17 protein-coding genes and 1 pseudogene are annotated in these 21,700 nt (G+C 47.7%); 7 read left to right on the plus strand and 11 right to left on the minus strand.

What is annotated here, in order from left to right; translation table 11 throughout:
* The first annotated feature begins 403 nt into the window (after nt 1–403).
* The 3 genes from J07HQW2_RS18950 to J07HQW2_RS18960 all read left to right on the plus strand — a co-directional run bounded on the left by J07HQW2_RS18950 (nt 404) and on the right by J07HQW2_RS18960 (nt 1,348).
* Complete coding sequence (locus J07HQW2_RS18950) at nt 404–658, plus strand: hypothetical protein (protein ID WP_303704174.1); 255 nt, start codon at nt 404–406, stop codon at nt 656–658.
* A 112-nt stretch (nt 659–770) separates the two neighbouring features.
* Nucleotides 771–1,172 carry a zinc ribbon domain-containing protein gene (locus J07HQW2_RS18955; RefSeq protein ID WP_021056252.1) on the plus strand — a complete coding sequence of 134 codons (402 nt, stop codon included), beginning with the start codon at nt 771–773 and terminating at the stop codon, nt 1,170–1,172.
* 26 nt (nt 1,173–1,198) lie between these two features.
* On the plus strand, nt 1,199–1,348 hold the full coding sequence (locus J07HQW2_RS18960; protein ID WP_021056253.1) for a hypothetical protein: 150 nt from the start codon (nt 1,199–1,201) through the stop codon (nt 1,346–1,348).
* A gap of 737 nt (nt 1,349–2,085) precedes the next feature.
* Here J07HQW2_RS18960 and J07HQW2_RS18965 read toward each other — a convergent pair.
* From J07HQW2_RS18965 to J07HQW2_RS14075, 3 genes are all read right to left on the minus strand, one after another.
* A complete protein-coding gene (locus J07HQW2_RS18965) occupies nt 2,086–2,406 on the minus strand; it encodes a hypothetical protein (RefSeq protein ID WP_021056254.1) in 321 nt (106 codons plus the stop codon).
* A 158-nt stretch (nt 2,407–2,564) separates the two neighbouring features.
* The gene (locus J07HQW2_RS14070; protein ID WP_021056255.1) at nt 2,565–3,032 is read right to left on the minus strand and encodes an ArsR/SmtB family transcription factor; all 468 of its coding nucleotides are present in this window, start codon (nt 3,030–3,032) and stop codon (nt 2,565–2,567) included.
* Nucleotides 3,033–3,361: 329 nt separating this feature from the next.
* Entirely contained in the window at nt 3,362–4,615 is a 1,254-nt protein-coding gene (locus J07HQW2_RS14075; RefSeq protein ID WP_021056256.1) for an FAD-dependent oxidoreductase, read from the minus strand.
* 414 nt (nt 4,616–5,029) lie between these two features.
* On the opposite strand from J07HQW2_RS14075, the pseudogene J07HQW2_RS14080 reads away from it, so the two are divergent.
* The 4 genes and pseudogenes from J07HQW2_RS14080 to J07HQW2_RS14095 form a co-directional block, all read left to right on the plus strand.
* A pseudogene (locus J07HQW2_RS14080) lies at nt 5,030–5,905 on the plus strand (RNA-guided endonuclease TnpB family protein); the annotation flags it as partial.
* A gap of 227 nt (nt 5,906–6,132) precedes the next feature.
* Nucleotides 6,133–6,498, plus strand: a complete 366-nt coding sequence (locus tag J07HQW2_RS14085) for an ArsR/SmtB family transcription factor (protein WP_303704179.1) — start codon at nt 6,133–6,135, stop codon at nt 6,496–6,498.
* Between the two features lie 650 nt (nt 6,499–7,148).
* Complete coding sequence (gene ppk1, locus J07HQW2_RS14090) at nt 7,149–9,365, plus strand: polyphosphate kinase 1 (RefSeq protein WP_021056259.1); 2,217 nt, start codon at nt 7,149–7,151, stop codon at nt 9,363–9,365.
* An 836-nt stretch (nt 9,366–10,201) separates the two neighbouring features.
* Entirely contained in the window at nt 10,202–10,588 is a 387-nt protein-coding gene (locus tag J07HQW2_RS14095; RefSeq protein WP_021056260.1) for a hypothetical protein, read from the plus strand.
* Nucleotides 10,589–10,896: 308 nt separating this feature from the next.
* Here the strand turns inward: J07HQW2_RS14095 and J07HQW2_RS14100 are convergent, their stop codons facing one another.
* The 8 genes from J07HQW2_RS14100 to J07HQW2_RS14135 all read right to left on the minus strand — a co-directional run bounded on the left by J07HQW2_RS14100 (nt 10,897) and on the right by J07HQW2_RS14135 (nt 21,662).
* Entirely contained in the window at nt 10,897–11,919 is a 1,023-nt protein-coding gene (locus J07HQW2_RS14100; protein WP_021056261.1) for a disk-shape morphogenesis protein volactin, read from the minus strand.
* Between the two features lie 170 nt (nt 11,920–12,089).
* Nucleotides 12,090–13,064 (minus strand): cell division protein CdpA domain-containing protein, encoded by a 975-nt coding sequence (locus J07HQW2_RS14105; protein WP_021056262.1) that lies wholly within the window; start codon nt 13,062–13,064, stop codon nt 12,090–12,092.
* Nucleotides 13,065–13,380: 316 nt separating this feature from the next.
* A complete protein-coding gene (locus tag J07HQW2_RS14110) occupies nt 13,381–14,244 on the minus strand; it encodes a DUF58 domain-containing protein (protein ID WP_021056264.1) in 864 nt (287 codons plus the stop codon).
* Entirely contained in the window at nt 14,241–15,206 is a 966-nt protein-coding gene (locus J07HQW2_RS14115; RefSeq protein ID WP_021056265.1) for an AAA family ATPase, read from the minus strand. The genes J07HQW2_RS14110 and J07HQW2_RS14115 overlap by 4 nt, the downstream gene beginning before the upstream one ends.
* Before the next feature lie 421 nt (nt 15,207–15,627).
* Nucleotides 15,628–16,800, minus strand: a complete 1,173-nt coding sequence (locus J07HQW2_RS14120; RefSeq protein ID WP_021056266.1) for a DUF7502 family protein — start codon at nt 16,798–16,800, stop codon at nt 15,628–15,630.
* 58 nt (nt 16,801–16,858) lie between these two features.
* Nucleotides 16,859–17,473, minus strand: coding sequence for a hypothetical protein (locus J07HQW2_RS14125; RefSeq protein WP_021056267.1), 615 nt, complete (start codon nt 17,471–17,473; stop codon nt 16,859–16,861).
* Nucleotides 17,470–19,869, minus strand: a complete 2,400-nt coding sequence (locus tag J07HQW2_RS14130; RefSeq protein ID WP_303704181.1) for a VWA domain-containing protein — start codon at nt 19,867–19,869, stop codon at nt 17,470–17,472. The genes J07HQW2_RS14125 and J07HQW2_RS14130 overlap by 4 nt, the downstream gene beginning before the upstream one ends.
* On the minus strand, nt 19,866–21,662 hold the full coding sequence (locus tag J07HQW2_RS14135) for a vWA domain-containing protein (RefSeq protein ID WP_048075315.1): 1,797 nt from the start codon (nt 21,660–21,662) through the stop codon (nt 19,866–19,868). The genes J07HQW2_RS14130 and J07HQW2_RS14135 overlap by 4 nt, the downstream gene beginning before the upstream one ends.
* Nucleotides 21,663–21,700: the final 38 nt, after the last annotated feature.

Below are 21,700 nucleotides of genomic sequence, written 5' to 3' on the forward strand. Positions count from 1 at the left end.
GAGGACACCACTACTGCTGAGAGTGCTTGGAATGCTATTCAAACCTGCCGAGAGGTATATAACCATAACCACGCACTCACACAAGAGTATAGGCCCGCACCTGAGTATAACAAGCCATCGTACAACACGATGCAGAATATGCTTCCCAAATGGAAGCACAAATGGTCTGAGTGGAAAGGAGTGTGCTCGAAATGCCTTCAAATGGCAGTTCGTCGTATCAAACATAGCGACAGTGTTCTCGACTCGCTCGAAGAACGTAGATTCGATGTTGGTCGTCTCAAGTCTCAACTGGAAAGCACCACGAGAGTATCGTAGCATAGCATCAACTATAACCAGTCTGGCTTTGACGTGGATACTAACACGGGTCAGTCTGGTCACGCTATTGGACACTTCTCACAGATTGGTGATTTCGACTTGGACTACCATCGACAGCTCCCAGATAACGCTGACATCACCGAAGTTATCCTCACAAAGCAGACAACAGGCGACAGGCGACTGGACGGTAAGTATTGTTGTCGAATACGACGCTGACTATCCAGACAAACCTGCCGCCGACAGTATTTGTGTAGAGGATACCGTTGGAATTGACCTCGGTGTTACCACGTTCATTCACGATTCAGATAATCGGGTTTTTGCTCGACTAGACGAGGTGAGGTGAGAGACCGTGAGCGAGTTGAGAAACGACACCGCTCACTTTCTCGCAAGCAGAGCAGTACGAATCCGAAAACTGGAACAAATCTCGACAGTCGCTAGCACGAGCAGATAAGCGATTGACAAATCGAAGAGACGAAGAGGATTATCGTGATCGTGACAAGCTTGCTCACTGGGACACCCAAGAATACGATGCCGTGTTTCTCGAAGATTTGGATGTGGCTGCGATGACTGAGCAGGATAGAAATGCTCGGAATATCGCTGCAATGTCGTGGTATGCGACAATCCAAGCATTCGAGCGACACGGCAAAAAGAATGGGTGCCATCTCGTGAAAGTCCTACCAGAAGGGACGACAAAGCGGTGTGCGAAGTGTGGTGTCGAGTCGGACAAGCCATTGTGGGTTCGAGAACATTCCTGTCCAAGCTGTGGACTTACAGTAGACAGGGAGTATAATGCGTCTTTGGAAGTTCAGCGACTCGGATTAGAGCGTTTGGGAGTGGAGTTTGAAGAGAAAGAGTGAGGACTGGGCTGGGACAGTCCGAACGAATGTCTGTGGAGACTGGTATCTCTGAGGGCGAGTATCACCGTGATGCACTGCTTTCAGATACTGCCGTAGAAGCAGACAGTCGAATGCGAGAGCACGGAAGCCCTACCCTCAAGGAACGAACTGATACAACCGTCTCAGTGAGTGAGTAGGGTAGGGTAGTTCACTTAATTGGCGGAACTCAATGCTACTTGATATACTAATAATGGAAACCAGCGGTAACTATCGGGATCCTACAGCGATCTACGTTATCCTCCACAAATCATGTGTATATCTGAAGAAAACATAGAGTATTGACTGAAGATGAACGTGACTCATCATACGGTTGGAATAACGACTTGACATACTGTAGAGTTGAGATTAATTGTGAGCGTCGTGAGTGCATAAGACAAACTAGTTCAACTCAAATTGTGCTAACTGCACGTATATGATCGGTCAGTATATACTGAGTTACAGAAACTCACGGAGAAAGCCCACGAGTTTACTTGTGAGATAAATCAGACAACCCACTCCACAATCCACGTTCGATAGTAGGCCTGAGCCTCCAACGCTAATCCATACCATACGGTTAGAAACAAATACTGCGTAATCTATGATAATGAAGCGAGCCAACCAGTTCACCGTTCGCCCACGCTCCGTCACAGAGCGTGAGGTGTTCGTTCAGTGGTTGGACGCTTCTGGGACTGTGACTGGGAGTCTCTAGAACGAGACAAACTACGCTCGACGCCACACCAACACTTCCTTGAAGACAAAAGCGTCTGGGACGCCGGCACAGGCAGTCTCGAAGGCAAGATCAAAGCCGTTCTCAGCAGTAGAGTAGTGTCGCCCAGCAAATCCTCCGCAAGAACTCGAAAGAGTGGCGGTCTTTCTTGTCCGATAATAAAAAGTACTACACTGGAAAACTCCAAGACAAACCATCACCGCCGGGATACTGGACTGGGGCACCGAAGACGACGGACGAATGCAGTGCTTCGCACGTATGTCCGTAACGACCAGTACGTGTCCCGACTGTGACTGTGGCACATACGGAGAGGCGATTCATCACGAGGACTCGCTGGCGTTGGGTGCCCGTGCGGGTTTGAGGTGAGGGATATGTTGACTTGGGAGCGTCAAAGTCGGTCCTGAGACAGCAAAACACCACAGTTGGGTCGATGACACGGTCCGTGCCGTGTCCCTCAACTGGGACAACCATGACTGGCGGGAAAATCATAGCCTGCCCTCCCTTGTGGAGACAACAACCACCGAGGAATACACAACCCAGAGTACCGCATCAAGCGGGAACGGGAGCGGGAGTGTAGCTCTTGGAGTGTATCAGATCGACTGAGACTCCCACAAGAGGAATCCCACGAGTTCAGTCGTGGGTGGAAATCAAGTCTGTGGGTGTGCCCGAACAACGACTGACCCATCGTCAATTGAGACCGTTAGTCGATGCCGAATAAGTTGAAATTCCTTACATTCGTGTCCGTCTGGTCCGGTTGTCTGCGTTGTTTTTACGAATCCAGCCGATTCAAGTCTATTCAGTCGACGATAAATGGTTGGTCGAGAGGCATCACAGACAGATGCTATTTCCCGTCCTCGTTTTGCACCATCACAGAGCGTTGTGATGATCGCACGAGCGAACTCATCGTCAACAAGTCGAAGCTGTGGGGGCGCACCGGTGTCCCCAGATTCCGTCGTTACCGTTGTCGTGATAATATCTGCTGTTTCACTGCATGGCTGTTGTTGTTCCTGTATATCCACCGAATCATCTCTACCGTCATGATCGGGTTGGGATTCAGATTCAGATTTGTCATTTGTTTGTTCGTCAGGCTGAGTCAAGGATGGTGTCGTTGACATCTATCTATAATACTCTGATACACCCATGTAGTTGTGATGTCAACTGAGATTACCCTCTGACCAACCGGAGGCTATCTATATTGACTCATACAAAAATACGAGGCAAAGCTCAGCATTTTGAATCGAGATTGAAACTCGAATAAGGGATTTAGCATAATTCATTTTAGTTCACTAGAGGTCTCCTGAGATGGTCAAAATTTGTCTATCAGGATTTCATGCGGTTAAGTCTACGAATTTCCTGTTGTGAACTAATTTACAGAACCACACGGCGAATCCCACAGGGCATGATCCCGAGGTAGTTCACATCTTATCCGTGTTGGTGTGAGTGATCAAACGATACTTGATTGGACTGACGCTGGGATTGAACACTCGAATACGTTTCCAAACGCAATCGTCCGACGTCCAGCGAGTCGGCGAATAAATGTTGAGCAATCTGTTGGCAGTCGGGACGGGGATGTTGGAACTGCATTGACAAGTTCTTTCATCCGCTGTCGTCGTCGCTGCTCATATCTTGATAGTGCCTGTTCAACCGCCTCAGGACCGTATGCAAGTTCATCTGCAAGAACCCATGCGTCTTCACACCCAAGCGTTGGGCATAATCGATCTCCTGGGACGCCTGATCGGGCACCGGCTCCAACGAGTGCAACACCGTCCATAGCGATTGATACCGGATGACTATCGCTCACTCGTCCATATTGAATATCATGCTGATTAAGCTCATCAAAGGGGTCTGTAACTGTATTGAATAGCTTCCCGAATCGTGATTTAAACTTCGTCACTCCGATTGCTGCCTCCGCTGAGGTGTCATCTCGAGCCACAAGTCGGACCCACACGTCGGTCCCAGTTGGAATGATAAATGCAGCAGTCTGAGTATCCCATAGTTCAATTGGGTTCGCTGGAGCGGGTGTCGTTGCTGGCCAATTAAATGACCATGTATGTACATTGCCGTATGAGTTTTCAGCGTTTGTCTTCGTTGCAAGCACACCGGAATGTTCAGCCACAATCGCGTCGAATCGCTCGGTAATATCGTCAGTAAAACTCGCACACGCTGTGGAATCTGATGAGGTTTGACCTGCTCCATCGTCTGTTGTTCCTGTTATTGTACTCACGACTCTATCTGTTGTCTCGACACGTTCTCGGATGGACCACTCAAAGATATCCTCAAGATCTGAGCGTGAAATCGCAACCAGCGATGGCTCCGTTGAGGTTGTCTTACTGAGTTCAGTCACTTTCTCTGTTGACTTTGTCGTGTCATGATAGACGAGTTCTCTCAACCCGTGCCCATGCCGCTCAATCGGGCGCCGAAGCCCAATCCGCTCAAGTAACTGCAATCCTGGCTTCCAAAAAACGACACTCCCCGTTCGGATAGGGTCCGCACCGACGCTTGCGAGCAGTGGGTTCAGACCGGCTTGTTTGATAAATCCAGCCGTCAGCGTCGCAGTAACACCATCGCCAGCAATCAGAATTTGTCGGTCACGGTCACCACCCATTCTCGTCTCCGTCTCCGTCTCCGTCTTCGTCGGTGTCGTTGTCTCTGTTTTTTTCGCTGCATCCTTCTGTTTCTGAGATGATCCAATGTTCATGGATATGCTGAGCTATTTTACCCGATGATCGTTGATTCTCGACTCGCTTCCCTGAATGGTCGTACAGGTGTGCGATACTGCATAATTACTCTTCCACCTGCTATTCGAGTGGATAGTAGTGGAGTATGAGTATCAGCATAGATATGATTAATCTCAATATAAGATCTCCATCTGACCTGCTCAAACTGCGCGGTTGCAGGATGGCTTGTCACGCCTTCACATTATTTCTGCCTGGTCTAAATAATAATCATCTGTTTCTACCACAGAAACATTCAATCTATGTGGTCTCAATCAACATTATAGAAAACCAACGGCTTTGATCGTGGGATGAAGCCGACAATCTTAATTCAAAAAACGCCACTGTAGCACGCTGATTCCCCACCGGATAAGAACCAACCGTCATACATATAAAATATCAAACTGCAGCGCAGCGTACCTGTTGCGCTTGATGTGAATAGTACCGACGCCGCACTCTTCGAAGCCACCGTCAACACATTTCTCTGGTGCGCTCAGTACGTTATGGACCACGCGTTTGAAGATAAGTATGTTACTACCAACAAGACACAGTTGGACGACGAAACCTATGACGGTGTACGAGAAAAAACAAACAGGTTCAATGGTGGGCTGGTGCAGGCCGCGCGGAACAAGACAGTAAAAGCCTGCAAAAACGTTGTAGAACACTGGAAAGAAGTCAAGGCAAGAAAGCGTCAGCGTCCAAACCACGGTTCACAGCCCTCACGTCGTCTACTCTACGACCACCGAACCGCCACGTTCTATGACGATTACGTGAGCCTCGCCACCACAGACGGTCGCATTGAAGCCGACTATATCTTGCCCGAGAAGAATAGTGAGACACCGCAATCGGAGTATCTGTTTTCAGACGAATACGAAACCACAGGTGCGGAACTGCATTATCGAGACTGTGACTGGATGTCTCATATCCACTGCAAAACGAAAGTAGAGTCCGACAGGTTGGAACAGGCGACTACCGAGAGCGGAACGGTTCTCGAGTCGGGGTTGCCCTCGGCGTAAACAACCTCGCAGTCACCAGCACAGGCACGTTCTGGACGGGCGACGAGTTTGACCACTGGCGACGCGAATAAAAAACGGCGTGGTGAGCTTCAGCAGTGCGGCACGCGCTGGGCACACCAGAATATCCAGTCTATAGGGCGCAAAGAGGAGGGGCGGTTCAAACTGATCCTACACCACCTCAGCAACGAGTTGGTCGCGGAAGCTCGTGAGAGCAACTGCCCTGTGATTGCGTTCGAGGACTTGACCGATATTCGTGAAGGTGAGTAGCTCAGATGAATGGTAATATTACTGAACTATGACCGCAATAGTCGCTTGATGATGCTCTAATGCTATGTAACAACTGATCCGTCATTTAATATAAATATGTGACACCCCCTCAGATGACCCAATAACTTGGATAATCAATACTGATAGCTGTGACAACAGTTCACAAACAGTCAGTATTTCCATCAGCATTTGGATGGAGTATATCTATTATGTGTGTGATGACGACAAATGCATATCCAACTGGTTCGCTTGATGAATCGGGTGGTCTCCAGACCACTAATAAAAAAACATCCGTACCAAGTGGAGAATTAATCGATCTCCTTGCAGATGAGTACGTTTGTGCGCTGTTATGTGCACTTAATTCGGATCCACAGCCGGTCGATACCCTTGTCGAGGCGTGTTCAATGTCTCGACCGACCGCATACCGACGGCTTGACCGTCTCACTGACGCAGGCATCGTTGATGCTCGGATCAATCCTATGTCTGATGGTCATCACAAACGAGAATTCTGGATTGTGCATGATTCATTTGAAATTCAGATTGATACCGATGGTGTTGATGGGTCACTCACACACGATATGTGAACTACTTCACAATTGGCATATGAAGTTGGTATTTCATCTCCTAAACCTCAAAATTACGAACTATCCCTACCCAATGCCATTCAGATAAACCCAATTAATAATTAGATAGACAGACAATCTTTGTCGAATCTCATCCTCTGTTTCCAGTTGAGAGAACCATCTGGTGAATTATTAAACCTACATACAGATATAATAAATGGCGGTGCAGTACCCGCTATGAACTGTGAGTACAATTCCCGCTGTACGCCCTCACCGCTGCTCTCCGCGCCTTTGTGGGAGCAGTCACCATCCCCTCCTCGCAGCGACATGCGCTGTCAGTCTTGATCTTCGGTAGTGGTTTTTGAATTGCGCTTCCCATAAGTTGACAACACTGGTAGAGACTTATCATATTGATCACAAGCATGTTTAGATACCTCTTCGCATGTACCATACAATATATTTATTCACTTGATAAGTCATCCTGATAGCTCACTAGCGACCAATACAAGTTAGATTTCAAAGTTAATCCTCAGAATATCTAACTGGGGTGACTACCTGCCACAGAGAAATCATTGCAGTATGTACAAATATGAGTAAAAGATAAACTCACAATCAAGTAGTCGTCAGAAATTTATGCCAATATAGGCGCATTTCGATTACGAACCCAACTCATGAGCTCTATTGATATTACAGACGAGAAGTACTTTTTAAACCGGGAGTTATCAGAACTTGCATTCCAACAACGTGTGCTGTCTGAGGGATTAGACTCGCGCAATCCACTACTCGAGCGTGCGCGCTTTCTCGCATTCTTTACAAAGAACACAGACGAATTTTTCATGAAACGAGTTGGTGGGTTGAAACAACAAATCGAGGCAGGGGTAACGGAGACAACACCAGATGGTCAGACCCCCCGCGAACAATGGATTGATATCCTCGATACAGCGCGACCACTGTTTCGTGAACAGGCTGCCTGCTGGGAAAATGAACTCAAACCGCAGCTTGCGGACGAAGGTATTCATATTCAAACACACGACGAACTCACTGAATCACAGCAAACACGACTTCGAGATTACTTCGAAGAATCTGTGCTACCAACATTAACTCCGCTTGCATTTGATCCTGCCCACCCTTTCCCATTTATTTCGAATCTTTCGCTATCACTCGCTGTTCTCTCACGTGAAACAAGTGATGAAGAACTCACATTCACCCGAATCAAAATCCCGCAGAATCAACCACGATTCGTTGACATTCCTGATACGGAGCATGACTATATTCTTATCGAGGACTTGATTGAGGCAAATCTTGACCTTCTCCTGCCAAATCTTGATATCGTTGATGTTTCGAAGTTCAAAGTCACTCGTAACGCGGAGGTTCGACGCGACGAGGAAGTCGCTGAGGATCTCATCAATATGATTGAGGAGGTACTTGAACAACGACGATTCGCAACAGTCGTTCGAGTTGAAGTTGCAGCTGATATGCCGAAGCAATCAGTATCCGTACTGAAAGAACAACTCGATGTGAACGATGCGGAGATATTCTATCGTCAGGGTCCGATTGATTTCCGCTCGTTATTCGAGCTCACTGAGATCAATCGTCCAGATCTCAAAACCCCATCATGGACGCCACAACCCCACCCCCGAATTATGCGTGGACCAGGCGTTGACCCTCGTGATGAACCCACAGATATCTTTACTGAAATTAAACAAGATGATATCCTTGTTCATCACCCATATCACTCATTTGATGGCACCGTCCATCATTTTCTGGAGGCTGCTGCGCATGACCCCAACGTGCTCGCAGTGAAGGCTGCTATCTATCGAACAGCAAGTGATTCAAAAATCATCCAGAGTCTAATCGACGCTGCTGATAATGGCAAGCAAGTCGCCGTCATGGTTGAACTTAAAGCCCGGTTCGATGAGCAAAATAATCTCGAATGGGTACGCCGACTCGAAGAGGAAGGGATTCACGTTGCTTATGGTACTGTTGGACTGAAAACTCATACAAAAACTGCGTTAGTCGTTCGAGAAGAAGAGGATGGTGTACAGCTATACTCACACGTTGGAACCGGAAACTACCACTCTGAGACTGCAAAGGGATACGTTGATGTTGGCGTGTTGACCTCTAATCACGATGTGGGACAGGATCTTACGAAGGTATTTAATTCTTTTACCGGTCCAACACTCAGTGATCAATTCAGGAAATTATTGATTGCCCCTGTGACAATGCGTGAACGGTTTGTCCGGTGTATTCGCCGCGAGGCAGAACATGCACGTGCTGGGCGCCCTGCCCGTATCGTGGTGAAAATAAATGGACTTGAAGATCCTGACATTGTTGCCGAACTGTATCAGGCATCAATGGCTGGTGTCGACATTGACCTGATTGTTCGAGACATCTGTCGCCTTCGACCAGGGATTGAAGATGTGAGTAATAATATTACAGTTCATTCCGTCGTTGGTCGATTTCTTGAGCACTCACGAATATTCTACTTTGAAAATGGTGGTGACCCAACATGGTATACTGGGTCTGCAGACTGGATGACACGTAATCTTGATAATCGTGTTGAGGCAGTCACTCCGGTGGATGCCCCACACATCCGCCGACAACTTCGATATATCCTTGCGGTGACACTCACCGATAATCGACGACGATGGGTGATGAACAGCGACGGCACATATGACCAGATTACACCTAGCCCAGAAGAAGCGGTCCGTGATGCACAAACTATCTTAATGAATGCAACGAAAGACGGTGTTGAATCAGGCAGTGAGCTAGGCATGTCCATTGAGGAGGACATCCTTGATCGCACTCTCTTGATTGAGCCTCAAGATAATGTATCATATCCAGAACAGACAGCGAGCGAACAGGTGAACGCTGCTGAGCAGGACTGAAACTGAAACTGGATACTAGATACTAGAGAGCAATATTTCTTATACCTGCCTACGCTCTCACTGGCTGTTGAGAGAGGCTACTTATGTTAATGCTGTCAGACCCCGCTCGACAGCTCTCAGAGATCATCTTACGGTCCAGGCTGGACCGTACAAAGAGAAAGCCCGTGCTTTAGCGCGAGGATGAATCGACAGTAGAGACTCCAACAACGGGTTTTATGATAGCTAATAGCATACCGCATCGCAAGCACGTCAGACAAAAACTGGAGTTGAGTTGGGTTAGGATCTGGTCCCCATCATCACATCAAACAGTAACCCTGCGTCGGATGGCTACTCAACCCCAGTGGCAGTGGTTGAGTCGGGTCGATGGCACGGTCTGTGAGGTGCAAGCGGATACTCAAACACATCGCGCCTCAAACGAGGTCCGACGCACGACTCACAACCCACGGTTGAGACCCCCGTGACCGTGTGGTCTTGGTCAGGGTGCCTCCAGGGTCGGGGACACACGGCGTGCTGTCCCGCGAAGGAATACTCGCGCTTCAGCGCGGGGAGGATGTCAAGAGTGTGTCCCGTATCCATAATATCACAAATTTAGACTGATCTAAATGAAAACCAAAGCTCATGACTTTAGAAATCACAATTAGAGCTCCAATATATTACAATTATGAGACGAACCTGAAGCGGTTATTCACAGAGAAACCAGACAGACTGTCTCAGTGATTGACCTCAGAGCAGTTCAGTAATGATCCATCTGAGCAAACCGATATTCTACTCATACTTGATTATTGACTGAGATGATGGGGAGAAACAAGAAGTACCATGGAATAGAAGAACCATCTATGGACTGCCCGCGTTGTGGAACAGAGCTCACAAGCATCTCCATCGACGGTGGGTCAACAGCTGTGTACTGTGACCACTGTGGATTTGCAGATATCGAGACATCGCCAGTATCAGCCGAGCCAGAGTCGGAAACGTGGGATGATGCACTTGACCGCTTCCACGATGCCGCTTCTGACACTAACCCAGAAGATACAAATGGGTCTATTGATGCCGATGATGACCCAGATGTCAATACAGACACTGAGTCTCGTTCTGATGTAGGCTCAGATACAAGTCCCGAGGATACAGACGATGACGATGAGGATGAGGATGCCGATGATCATGACGATGACGATGACGATGAGAGTGACACAACTCAATGCGCTGACTCCGAATCCGATAGTTAATCATAGAACGTATACATCAGTATTATATTTCGTCTATAAAACTAGCAGTCGCTGGACAGTCCGAGATTCTGCGAATATTAACACTGACTGAATGGCATATACGAACCTGGTATGCTATTATTATCTCAAAATAAATTTCAAATCGACCATATCAGAAATCTACATTATCTATATCAAAGTTGAGCAGAATGTCCTCATCCACATATCCTGGTGATGAGGCGGCAAGCACATACTCTGTTGAGTCAGCTAATCCCGGAATCGCATCATATCTGCGGTATTGAATTCAGACCAATGTTATTATGTTCCAATCACTCAGAAGAAGGCGATGGCTGACTGACAGTTGAACTATCAGATTCCTCTTCAGATCTAGCAGCGACAAGCGCTCCGCGAGCAACACTATATAGTGGGTCATCAGGACTTTGTACATCGCTGATAGAGAACGGAATTGAAACGTCACGGAGATGCTTGTCGAATAACTCTTCAAATCCGTCTGGATTTGAAGTCCCTCCCGTTACAACAACGGGTACGTCAAGATTCTCTTCGACATCTTCCTCATCAACTTCTTCGGCAATCCTATTGATAACATAGTTGAGCATATTCTCATAATAAATTGAGAGCGCTCCTTCAACACCACCAACATCAGTCGTGAAATCAAGCGTGAAGTCGTCTTCTTTTATTGATGTTATCTTATCAACTGGTGTCCCGGTTGCTTGTGCAGCCTGTTGGTCAACCCAGTCCCCACCGCGGGCAACGGAGAATTTCATGACGGGTACCGCATAGTATGACAAGCAAATATTCGTCATACCGGCACCAAATGAAACCCCAAGTCCCGTAAAGTTGTTATCTGCAAGTTCACTGTAAATAACAGCCATCCCTTCATTGATCGGCTCTGGATCGTATCCCATGTCCGAAATCATCGATTCGAGCGTCTTCTGATGATATAATGTTGATACATCTGAATCGATTGGATCCGCCGGTGAGGAGAAGAATAGCTTCTCGTCTGGGGCTGATGGGTTTCCGGTTACCTGTTCCGTAATCAGTTTGATCATCGGAATTGCTGATGACTCATCACTTGAGAGGATCCCAACCTCCATTGGTCTGCGTGTTTCCTTATTGAATATGTTCGCGAAATTGAGGGCGTCGTCGCCGACGACGTACACCTTATCCTCCTTACGGATATGGAGTACTTGACTTCGCGACAGCATCTGTTCTGCCATGTCGCTGTATTCGATCTCAACAAACGAGTTGCGCTGCTGAACAAATTTCGTTCCGTCGTCCTCAGGCTCAGCAGACAGAATGTTCATTGTACCGACATCTAGGCCTTTGGCCATATCACTTACTCAGAATGAATGGATAAAAACCTTCACCGTTTATTCTCATATCAAGACCCGTTAAGATAGATTCACCCAAGCAGTATTGTTATTTGGCGACGCTCAGACAAGCTCAGGATATACTGAGAGTGAAGATGATACTAAAATACAGTCACACCGTCAGTAAATGCTTATCGGATGAGTGACTGGATGAACCGTCGAATCCGCTGGATTGGACCTTGATTTGCCGGTTTGAGTGGTGATGGCTTGATTGGTCCATCATAATCTGTGTCCGACCGCGGTTCATTTTCACCGACTTTATCTGCCGACTCATCGAGGTTCGCTCTGAGATCTGACAATGCTGTTGCCTGCTCAGAGGTGTCTGATCCGCTCTCGGTCTCACGTTTATCGCCTCGAAGACCCTGTAATCCCTCAACAGCATCGTCGACACTTCCGCCGCGTGACTCTTTTACCCCTGCTTCTGTGACGTTGCGCGCATCATATTCGTCCTCGTTGGTTGTGAACTGGAGTGTTTGACCATCATCACGCTCAACGCCGCCCCAATTGAGTTCGGCGGCTGCCATCGCGTTCTCAATCTGTCGTTCGACGCGCTCATCTGAAATCTCATCTTCGTTGTTATCGGACTCACTCGTTGCTTCGCTGTCGCTCGTTTCTGATTTCTGTGTGGCTGTTGCATTTGCGACCATCTCAATGCGATACCCGGAGAGAGCCGTTCCGGCAGCTGTTAATACAATGACAGCACCGACTGCATAGACGCTTACAATAAAACTACTACTTTGATTCCACGCTGTAGCTCGTGGATATACTGCAACAAACCGCGTGGTTGCGAATAAACACGTAATAACACCTCCCGTCCCAATAATGTCGACGCGCCGCGAAACCGGCAATAACACGGCGGTCGAAAGTAAGATAACGGGGATTCCACTTGCACCAGCTGTCACGGCAATCTCTCGAAAAACGTATTTAACTGGATCAGCACTCGGGTATGTCGTGCTCCACAGGAACGCGACAATCGACACGAGGACCAATCCGACACCAATAAAGAACAGACCAAATCCGAGATATACCTCACGTCGATCCTCAATCGGACCGATAAGCTGACGATATATCTCACGGAAGATTGCGCCTGGATCCTCTCGCTGCATATCTACATCGACCGCGACAAAAGCTAAATATCTTCGCCTCGAAATGTGCCACTCTTGTGTGTGTTATCTGCCATTGTCTGACTTGCGTCTGACGTACCCTGCCATCTGACCGTTGTGAAAGCGCTCGCGCGCAGGCAGTTGCACTGCTGTATCACTCCTGATAGTCTCTGAGATGATAGATAGTGATCATTGCCTTTCTGAGTGAACGGTGTCAGTATGACTAATATAATTGTATCAACTGAAAATAACATCGCGTACAATTTTCGATATCTTGATTCAATATTTTATCATTGTGTCTATATTCAAAAATCACGACCTATCCGATCCACGTTGTTGCAAATGCATCAAAAAAGTCCTGATCTGTCGGCACAAATGCGTGCGTTATCCGCAGTCGCTGTGTCCGAGCCTCTACATCATCAATGAATGCATCAATACGATCACGATAGCGCTCAAGAAGACGTCCACCAAAATACGTCCGCTGGCTCACATCAGACTCCATCCCTTCAAAAATTGTATCACCAGCCGGGTCAGGATCAACCTCTCCTGGTGCAAGTAACTGAATGAGAATAACATTATTTTGTGAGACAGATCCGAGTCCATCTTCAAGTGCATCGAGGTCACCCAGACAGTCTGTAATGATAACGACGAGTGATCGTGAGTTGATTAATCCGACGTATGATTCCAATGCCGTGGCAAAGTCAGTCTCTCCTCTTGGAGTTGTTTCATTGATCCGATCGATTAATCCAAGCACCTCTCCGCGCGTTGATGTCCCAGCGTCAATCCGTTCAGGTCTATCTCTAAATAGTGAGAATTTAAAATCATCATGCGCTTCGGCAGTGAGATATGCATATCCTAATCCAAGTTTCGCTCCGAATTCAAATTTATGTGTATTTATATCCTTATCGCCATAATCCATCGATGCACTCGCGTCGATAAGTATATGAACCGTTAAGCTTCGTTCTTCTTCAAATTGCTTAATATAGTACTCTCCTGTTCGTCCATAAAGTCGCCAGTCGATGAGTCGTGTATCATCACCTGGCGAATATCGCCGATAATCACTAAACGTAAGTCCCTCACCAACATCCGGTGATTCCTGTTCTCCACGTTGAATCCCCGTTGCTTCCTGTTCGAGACTCGCATCAAATCGGTCAACCTCCGAGAGAAATGTTGGGTCAATCACGTATATTCTATTAGTAGATCATCAATCACATCATCACTCGACATGCCTTCACGCTCAGCACGGAAATCGAGCAAAATCCGATGTCGCAACACCGGACGTGCCATTGTCGCCACATCATCCCATGAAACATAGTTACGACCCTGAAGGAATGCCCGCGCCTTTGCAGTTTGAATAAGTCCCATGCTTGCACGTGGGCTGGCACCGAAATCAACCGCATTTGCGGTTCGTGTGGATCTGACAAGCTCGATTGCCTGATCACGAATGTCATCCGCAACAGGTACCTCCCGAACAAGTGACTGTATCGTCGAAAGTTCATCACGCGTCAGCACGCGGTCAACAGGTGGAACCGATTCACCTTCTGCATATAGTGTGACGATATCACGCTCTTCGCCTGCCGACGGATAATCTAAAACAAGTTTCAACAAAAATCGATCCGTCTGTGCCTCTGGAAGTGGATACGTCCCTTCTTGATCAACTGGGTTTTGGGTTGCAAGAACAAAAAATGGACGAGGGAGGTCATATGTCTCACCGGCTGCTGTTACCTGTTTTTCTTGCATTGCTTCAAGTAATGCTGCCTGTGTTTTCGGCGTTGCCCGATTAATTTCGTCTGCAAGAACGACGTTCGCAAAGATTGGTCCTTGTTCAAAGACAAACTCGCGTTCGCCACCTGCTTCACGGATTATCTCGGTCCCGGTGATATCTGATGGCATCAAATCCGGCGTGTTTTGTACGCGTGAAAAATCTAAGTCGGTCACGTCAGCAACTGTCCGGATCATTGTTGTCTTCCCGAGACCAGGGTTGCTCTCAAGAAGCGCATTCCCATCTGCGAGAATGCATACTAAAAGTTGCTCAACAATTGACTTTTGTCCAATAATCCGCTTACTGACTTCTTCACGAACGCGAGCAAGACGATCCTGTAATCCGTCGATGTCGACATCGACGTCGATATTAGTCTCACTCATCGGTTTGACTGTTTCAGTGTTTCTGTCACGCTTACTGATATTATCGATGTTGGTTTTAATTCTGATTCAGGCATTACAAGTGGCTATAATTCAATTCTGGCTAATATACTATCGTGGATATCTTATTATACTCAAAAACCGGGCAAATGACAATCGTAAATATATAGTATAGATATATAATCTAATCGGAGCGTAACATATCTATCATGCAAATGACCACAGTAGGGATCCCTGAACCTTCATCTAATTATCTGAAGCTCACGAACAAGTGAGTCAGTATGTCAGATTCATTACGCGTAATCGATATTGCTCATCTGAGTAGCTCAACATAATAAAATCATTTGCTCACTCAATTTCTAAAGATTTCAGCGAGAGTTCCACGGGTCACCTGACCCGTGATCGGTTAGATGATGTCGTCGTATCACCTATCAGCTCTATCATTGTTTTGCCGAATTTCGAGATTGTATTCCCTGATAAGTGCTGCATTTTGAACTGCCTCCTCGCCTTCAAAAGCAGCTTGTTGAGTCTGGACATCCTCGGCACTAAACCCACTGTTTGCGTACGCGGTAGGTGAATCACGATTTCTATCTTCTCCACCATCAGATCCACTCGTCGAGATAGTTGCATTTTGTGTCTGTTGTCCCTCGCGAACACTTGTTTCCTCACCAAGAATTGAAGACCCATTCTGCAATCCAGAATATTCAGTTCTTTCACGATCACCAGCAATAGTTACCGTTGAGTCTGCTCCAAATTCATCAAGTGATAAATCAACAACTGCTAACTGCACTGTTGCTCCGCTGAGAATCACAAGAATAACCACAGCCGTTGCAACCCGTCGCAGGTCGATTAGCCCAAGACTTGAGGCTTGATTAAGTCCAGTGAGCACATTATCATATAATCGTTTGACAATTGTTGATTGCCGATTGGCTTCAGTTGCATCACGAGCGGTCCGCAAGGACTCCTGCAGTGATGGATTCGCGGCTGCAAACTGATCGACCAAGGGACGTCGGACTCGAATTCCAACCTCAATAGGAATAATGATTAATCCGACACCAACTCCAAGTACTGCTCCAGTCGCGATACTTGGTTCTGTAACTGCGATTCCAGCGATATCTTGAAGCACTGTCACGATTCCTGATGGTATCGGAACGCGAGCTGGGATCCCTGACGGAATCCCCACAAACAGTGAAATGGCATTTACAAGAAGTGTTGCAATAGCAGCGTCGACAACTGCATAAATAACTGCGATTTTGAGCCCTTCCTTGCGAATCTCACTGAGTGCGCGCTTGATCTGTTGTTGCTGGGTCTCTATGCCATCGCCAGGACGATTGTCGGGTGCCACATCAGTGGTCTCTGTATCTAAATTGTTACTCACCCCACCAGTGAGCGCATTAGTGTCTGTATTTACAGTTTTATCGGTCCTTTCATTACCAGTCGCTTGCGCTGAGTTTTCTGTGTCGACACCATCATCAGGATTCTCATCGATTCCGAACGGATCGGAGTCGAAGTGCGCTGACTCAGGATCACCATTGTGATTCTCATTTCCATCTGTATGTTGATCCTGATCAACAGGTGGGTCGTTGTCGTCTGTCATGTAGTCAATAAATTCGTGTTAGATGGTTCGTGTAATGTAGTAGTCATACTATCTGATATCACCGACATGCAGGTGGCTTATCACCCTCAATAGCACGACAGGCATCATTAAGCCGCTCTCTGAGGAGCTGATTTTGATTCTCAAGCTCATCATTTCTACTTTCGAGACTTGAAACCTCACTTTGGAGATCTGAGACCTGCCCGTCAAGATCTGACACTTCATTTCGTAGATTTTCAGCCTCTGATTGGAGGTCATCAACCTCGCCTCGGAGGTTTTGATTAGTTGACTGGAGGTTTTGGACCCTTGATTCGAGCGAATTAGCCCGACGCTCTGCAGCTTGAAGATCTTGTTTTGCATTCGCGAGTTCAGTCTGTGTCTCTGACAGTTGCTGTTCGGTTTGTTGGAGATTTCCAGACACCTGTGACACGTCACCACGCGCTGTCTCTAATGATTCATTCAGCTCTTGTACTCTTTGTCTCGTTTCCTGTAGATCCGTTCGAGCTTCTGATAGATCACTTCGAAGTTGTTCGTTTTGTGATTGAAGCTGACTGTTCTTTGTGTCAAGCCCCTCGACTGATTCTTGATAAAACAACGTTGCTCCGGCAGTACCAGCAATAGTCAGACACAGTATCAGCACCAATCCAATATTAATTGATCGCCCAATTATACTCATGTGAGTCCACTCTCCTGTCGCGTACGACCCTGGTATATTTGAACCCGCCGAATTACAACCTCAGTGACAAATACAATGAGTCCAAGGGTCACAAATACCCATCCCCATTGCTGTTCAACATCACGAACTCGCGTTGATTGTTGACGTGCAAACTCTGCAATCTCAGCGGTATCACTCGGTTCAAATTGACGACCATCGGTTGATCTAACTGCGTCGCGCAGGGCTGGCGCCGTTCCAAACCCGGCATACTCAGCAGCATAATTTGCAGCATATGTCGCTCCACTGGCTTGTTTGAATCCCTGTGTCTCAGGGGTGACACTTGCCCGATAAACGCCATCACGAACTGCGCGGAATGAGATTGATGCATCTGCTGGCGGAGCATCCCCACGATATGTAATTGTAGCTGGTGAGCCAACGCGAGTGTCCTCAGCGCCGGTTATCCCCGTTGTCTTTCGTTCTGGATTTCCGATTGCATAATTGACGGACTTCGTAACAAGCAATGAATCTGGTTCGTTGAGAAGTCCACCAAGACCGCCGCCCGACTGATATGTTGTGATGGTCGCAACACGTCCAAGTCCGTACCGCCATGCGGCGACTGCTGGATCCCCATTTGAGCCAGCAACAAGGAATGTTCCTCCAGGGCGAACAGATACATCATTTACTTGATCAGGGGTCGCTGTCACTTCAGTACCACTCGTGATGAAATGTCCTGAATCAACGATTGTCAACCCTTCCCCGTCAAATTGCCGACCACTTCCGCCGAATAAAATCCGAAGACGGTCGGTCTCATTCGCCTGGAAGTATGTCCCGCCAGAAATATCGGCAATTTGTTGCAGTAGCGGCTCATTTACACGCTGTCCTGCGCCGACAGTAATCACGCGCACTCCTTGTCTTCCAAGTGACTCCGCAACAACCGTTGCCCGACTTTGAGCGTCAACACCATCACTGATGAGTATGACTGTCCCGCGCTGTCCATTGAGCATCTCCTCTGCACCACGGAGCCCATTCGCGATATTTGTCCCCCCACCGGCGCGAAGCTGTCGAATACGTTGACGTGTTGCATCGCGATTTTCAGTGAGCTGCTTGAGCTCAGATACCGCATATGCTTGTCGTCTGAACCCAACGACTCCAACACCTGTTGAGTCACCTAACTGATCAAGTGCGCTGAGTGCGACTGCTTTTTGAATTTGCATTCCACTTCCAGTACTTCCGGACGCATCGATTGCGAGTACAACACGTGCGCTCCCTGGCGTTCCCTCACCAACTTGGACTGGAAGTATCGTCCCAATTGATGATGAATCATATCCACCACCCTCGAAGCCATTTGGACCTCCAACCATGAGGAGACCATTTCCATCGATAACGAATCGTTGGAGTCGCTCCACATTCCCAAGATCATCTGCTGCCGTATCCTGAACGACAACCGCATAGTAAGGATCCAATGTTTCAGGGACTTCATTAGCCGTTTCAACGGTATACAACTGCTGGAGATATGATTGTAGTGGGTAGTCTTGTTGTGAAACGTACAATATTGTTGGTTTTTCAACAACACGGACTGTTGAGCGAGCGATGTTATTTTCCGAGTATGTGTCATCGCTTTCGATTGTCGCAGTAATCTCGTGTGCGCCAACCGACTCAAATGTATGCCTGACAGGAACGCGTCCAGTTCCGTTATCAAGCGTTTCCTCTGTAACCTGCTCACCATCGATACTGACTGTCACTGTCACTGGATCAGTCGCTTCGACACCACGAACTCTGGTTAGAATCTGAGTTTCAACACCAACACTCGTTTTCGATGGACCTGTGAGTGTGATATATCGCTCAGTCTCTGTTGACTCGAATGTTACGCTACTGATGGTGGCATCGACTGACCGTGCGAATTCTGCGGTCGCTGATAATGATTGCCCATCGGTTGTCTGCCCATCGGAAACAACGACCACCGACCCATTCTCCTGAAGATTAGCAGCAACCCCATCACCAATCGGTGAGCGCTCTCCACGGGCAATCGTCGAAACAGTCGCTGGTATTCCTTCATCTTCAATTCCTTCAACTAATTCTTCCGTTTGATTTGGACCAACAGCAGTGCTATTTGAACGATCGACAAGTAATGACACAGATGGATCACCCGTCGTTTCCATCGTGATCACAGTGAACGGACCAGCAGCTGCAAGTATGAGTAATGCAATAACAATGATTCGCGATACAGCAAGGAGTCGCCGACTTCGAGCTGAGGCAGTCCCAGACGCACGGTACCGAATCAGTCCAATAATAACTACAACTGCAACCGGCAGGGCAATGAGCGCAAGCGGTCGATTAAGCCCAACACCGATATCACCGAACGACGTTCGAACAGCAAGCGGGGAAATATGAGTCAGTGTGCTGGTATATATCATCATAAATCACCTCGTCGCCGAAGTAGCACAACCTCTCCAATGACGACAGTGATTCCGCCAAGAATAATCATCCACCCAAGCGGACGAGGGACCTGTGACTCCTGCTCACGCGTCTGCGCGTCGACATCAGAGGATTGCTCATCAAGTGATTCAACTGTCACTGCTGACTCGGTTGCACTGTATAGCGATGCACCACGCTGAGACCCGCCAACAGAGTAAAATCCGGTCTGTTTGAGCGGGATAACTTGTCCCTCGATAGAATCACCATCTGGCGTCTCAACCGTGGTCACGTTCTCAAACTGTAACTGCGCACCTGTATTTTGATTGATTGCTGATAACGGCTCACGCCCGGCAAGATAGAATATAGCACGTTTCCAGAAGACTGGATATTGGTAATTAAATCGAAACGGATCATTATCGACAACGCTTCCATAATACAGTACTCGCCCGTTTGCTCGCCTTTCTGTCGCAAGGATCGGTGTTCCATCTGTCGTTTTCAAAAGCGATTGCCCTCCGGTTAATGACCCAGATAAGTATGTCTCTGGTGGCGTGAATGCAATCCCTCGTGTAAGTTCACTTTGCTGTGATTGATCAAGGGTTGGATTTGATCCTGTCCCTCGTGGATCAATTAATAGAAGATCACGATATGCCGCCGGTGGCGACTGTTGTGCGATAACGCCAACACCTCCACCATCGGCGAGAACATCACGCCCTGCTTCGACATTCCCCTCAAGAAGGCGTTCTGATTCAAGATCGCTATAAAGAATCACATCATAGTTTCTTTCAACCGCTGTCGGTGGCTGTGCAACCGTTAGTGATACTTCCTCAATAACAGACAATGCCGTCGTCAAGTAGTTATTCGGATCATTACTTAACAACAATACATCCACACGCTGGTCTGATGGCGCCGCAATATACGCGACATCATCAATCGAAAAATCATCCCTTGGTGTCAGTTGAGCACGACCGCCACCAGCGGGGACTGGAAGCGTCACTCGCTGTACACCGCCAGGGGAAAATCTCATCGATGTCTGAGTTGATCCAAGTGTGATAGTACGTGTGACTTCGCTGTCAGCAAAGTTCTGCACGGTTAGTGTTACATTTGATCGGCTGAATGACCGCGCGGTGATACCGACGTTTGACCCTCCACCATCAAATTGCTGAAGTGATACTTGTACACCACGTGCTTGCGCTGACTGCACAGCCTGACGCCAACGGTCACCTGCGAAGTCACTGAATACCGCAACCCGTGCGTTCTCCCCAGCAATAGCAGTGGCCCGTGAGATTGCTGCATTGAGATTTCCAGGCGCATCAGTCGGGCGTAACTCTGCCAGTGTTGTCTGTACCTCTGATGCGCCGCCAGATCGAAGGACAACCGATGGTGTTGGTCCAGCAAAAATGACGGAATTAGTGCTGCTCGTGGTTCCTCTTGCAGCGGCTATCGCGGCTGCAAATCGCGTTCCATCGTCGGTATCAACTTGCATGCTTGCACTACCGTCGATTACAACTATTGTTTCAGACACAGTCTGTGACTCTGCAACAGAGATATATGGTCCAGCGACTGATACTGCAAGCAAGACAACGACAAGAATCTGCAGCAGCAATAACAGATTCCGCTTGAGTCGGTCAAACAGTGGTCGCGAGGCGTCTTGTTGTGTATCTTCAAATAACAGCTCAACCGTCGGCAGCTCAACACGACGTGGATCCGGCTGAATGAAATAGACAATGAGAATTGGTATGAGTGCTGCAAGCGCCAGGAGCCCTATTGGCGCAAGAAAAACATCCGGAAGTACCATATTGCGATTCATGCAATCTGACGGTATTCATCTTTCGT

Source organism: Haloquadratum walsbyi J07HQW2, from assembly GCF_000415985.1.
Lineage (GTDB): Archaea > Halobacteriota > Halobacteria > Halobacteriales > Haloferacaceae > Haloquadratum > Haloquadratum walsbyi_B.

Coding starts and splice junctions, on each gene's coding strand:
- J07HQW2_RS18965 (WP_021056254.1), bottom strand. CDS start 2,406: ATGATTTTCCCGCCAGTCATGGTTGTCCCAGTTGAGGGACACGGCACG.
- J07HQW2_RS14105 (WP_021056262.1), bottom strand. CDS start 13,064: ATGCAGCGAGAGGATCCAGGCGCAATCTTCCGTGAGATATATCGTCAG.
- J07HQW2_RS14075 (WP_021056256.1), bottom strand. CDS start 4,615: ATGAACATTGGATCATCTCAGAAACAGAAGGATGCAGCGAAAAAAACA.
- J07HQW2_RS14115 (WP_021056265.1), bottom strand. CDS start 15,206: ATGAGTGAGACTAATATCGACGTCGATGTCGACATCGACGGATTACAG.
- J07HQW2_RS14135 (WP_048075315.1), bottom strand. CDS start 21,662: ATGGTACTTCCGGATGTTTTTCTTGCGCCAATAGGGCTCCTGGCGCTT.
- J07HQW2_RS14100 (WP_021056261.1), bottom strand. CDS start 11,919: ATGGCCAAAGGCCTAGATGTCGGTACAATGAACATTCTGTCTGCTGAG.
- J07HQW2_RS18960 (WP_021056253.1), top strand. CDS start 1,199: ATGTCTGTGGAGACTGGTATCTCTGAGGGCGAGTATCACCGTGATGCA.
- J07HQW2_RS14085 (WP_303704179.1), top strand. CDS start 6,133: ATGACGACAAATGCATATCCAACTGGTTCGCTTGATGAATCGGGTGGT.
- J07HQW2_RS14070 (WP_021056255.1), bottom strand. CDS start 3,032: ATGTCAACGACACCATCCTTGACTCAGCCTGACGAACAAACAAATGAC.
- J07HQW2_RS14120 (WP_021056266.1), bottom strand. CDS start 16,800: ATGACAGACGACAACGACCCACCTGTTGATCAGGATCAACATACAGAT.
- J07HQW2_RS14125 (WP_021056267.1), bottom strand. CDS start 17,473: ATGAGTATAATTGGGCGATCAATTAATATTGGATTGGTGCTGATACTG.
- J07HQW2_RS14130 (WP_303704181.1), bottom strand. CDS start 19,869: ATGATGATATATACCAGCACACTGACTCATATTTCCCCGCTTGCTGTT.
- J07HQW2_RS14095 (WP_021056260.1), top strand. CDS start 10,202: ATGGACTGCCCGCGTTGTGGAACAGAGCTCACAAGCATCTCCATCGAC.
- ppk1 (WP_021056259.1), top strand. CDS start 7,149: ATGAGCTCTATTGATATTACAGACGAGAAGTACTTTTTAAACCGGGAG.